The sequence below is a fragment of the Endozoicomonas sp. ALC013 genome, from assembly GCF_049310205.1.
Taxonomy (GTDB): domain Bacteria; phylum Pseudomonadota; class Gammaproteobacteria; order Pseudomonadales; family Endozoicomonadaceae; genus Endozoicomonas.
The window spans coordinates 1-2154 of record NZ_JBLYNS010000329.1 but is presented as its reverse complement, the minus strand read 5'-3'; the positions used below and the strand labels follow the sequence as shown (position 1 = coordinate 2154).

The window sequence follows — 2154 nt, the reverse complement described above, 5'->3', positions numbered from 1 at the left end:
TCTCTATAAAAACCTGAGCACAGAAACCAATGCCGGTGTTCAGGTTGGCAGGGTCGATTACAGCGGCGGGCTGGCGACACTGGCCAGCTACCCATCCGGCACCGTCAATACGGCCACCATTCAGGCAGCGGCCACCATCGGGGTTGGCTTTGGCATAAATGCGGTGGCCTTCCGTACTCCCGGTGCTCCTGTTCGACAGGGCAGCTTGCAGCTAACGGCAGTGCGGGTGGATACCGGGGATGTGATTACTGCGACAGCTGACTTTAATGGTGATTTCAAAACTTCAGAGGTGGCAGGAAACATCGACGTGACTACTGGCTGGTGCGAGATTGAGTTTACCGATGGTACTGATCCGATTTACGTCATCCCGCAAAGCGTCCGTTACAACTGCGTGGTGGAAACCAGCCTGCCGCTTGATGCTGAACTGATCGGCCTTGACCCGGTACGTCTGCCTCCCGATGGCAAGGTTCCCATCTATCGAGCCGGGGATATTGTGGTTATAAGTCATACGGCAACCACCGATATCGGTACTCCAACGGCAGGTCAGGTGATTAACCTGGCTCGTGATCATCAGGCAGAAATTACCATTATTGATGCCAATGGTAACTATTTGTCTCCTGACCAGTATACCAGTGACCGGGAGACAGGAACTGTTACCTTTGCCGATCCGTTGAGCCTGATTGATGCTGACAGTAGCCAGCTATCGGCACCCTATAGCATCAAGGATCGGGTGGAGCACATGAGCGTATTGAGCGATGTGCAGATCAATGGCGACCTGTCCATTATCTCCCCGGTGCCTTGGGATTTGCCCGCAGGCGAAACCTCGGTCAGCAGTGCGGTGGTCTATGGCGATCTTCAGGCGAGAGTGAAAAACTTTTTCAGCCAGAAGGTATGGGATAGCGGCGATCCAAACTGGACGGATGACCGGGTTAGAGACCAGACAACTGCCCAATACAACACCATCAACTACCCGGTGGAAGCGACCAACAAGGGGGCTATTTATGGAAAGTGGGCAGTCATATTTACCAGCAGCACAGCTTTCCAGATTGTTGAGGAAAAGCTGGGGATAATAGCCACCGGCAGCACAGCAACCGATACCGCACCCATTAACCCGGAAACAGGAGTGCCTTATTTCACGATGAAAGCCGATGGTTGGGGCAGTGGCTGGTCAACAGGCAACGCTATCCGTTTCAATACCGATGGGTGCCTTGCGCCAGTTTGGATTTGTCGGACGGTGCTTTCAGGTCAGGGTACGGAAACAAACGACGATTTCACGCTACAGATTCGGGGGGATGCTGACTGATGGCAGTGAAAAACTTTAAGCAATATGTCTTGGATCATACTCATCCCACGAGCCTGTATACTTTTGAGCCTCCTGAGCAAAGTGTATTAGATTTAGACTTTGGTATGTTTGAGGAAGATTTTTCAGGCAATGGGCATCATTTACATACAACTAATACTTATAATCCTGAATTAGCCCGTTTCTCAAGTGGGAATCCGGTTTTTGGTTTGGATCATTACTTACAATCAACGGCAGTAATTGGTGCCAATACTGGTCTTTATGGTAAAAATCCGGGCTTACTTTACGAGTTCACAGTTTACGGATGGTTTAAGCCACCAACTAACACGTCCGGTGATCAGTTTATTTTTGGGCTGCGAAGAGGTAGCGCTGCTCCTTCTTGGTGTATATATACAGTCAATGACGAATATATAAGGGCAAGGTATAGAGGGACTAATTACTACCTAAGTCAGTATCCACTAATTCAAGGCTGGAACTCTCTTCTTGTCAGGAAGCGATACTCTTATTCAGGTGACAAAAATTATTTAGAAGTATTTTTAAATAATGTATTAATTAAAACTATCACTGCTGACGATTATCTTCTTAACCCAAACCAGACTTTTAAGCTTTTCTCACAAAAAGGGCAGACATCTGAAAACGGTTATTCGACACCAGCCAACGATATAGCATTAGGCTGTGTGGCTGTTTGGAGTAGAGCGTTAACGGACGATGAAATCAACAATTTGCATCAGGCAAGTACTACTGGGATAGACATGCCTGATGCTGGTGGTGGTGGAGGCATCCAGATTCCGGGGAATGGTAATACAACAACTGTTACTCGACTCTCAAGTTTTTAATGCACGAGTGTTTGATAT

2 protein-coding genes are annotated in these 2154 nt (G+C 48.1%); both read left to right on the top strand.

Going from position 1 to position 2154, the window contains the following annotated elements; translation table 11 throughout:
* The coding region (locus tag ACO6V1_RS23585; protein WP_422468986.1) for a hypothetical protein at positions 1 to 1303 on the top strand (1303 nt) is incomplete at its 5' end.
* Positions 1303 to 2136 carry a LamG-like jellyroll fold domain-containing protein gene (locus tag ACO6V1_RS23580; protein ID WP_422468984.1) on the top strand — a complete coding sequence of 278 codons (834 nt, stop codon included), beginning with the start codon at positions 1303 to 1305 and terminating at the stop codon, positions 2134 to 2136. The genes ACO6V1_RS23585 and ACO6V1_RS23580, both read left to right, overlap by 1 nt.
* Positions 2137 to 2154: the final 18 nt, after the last annotated feature.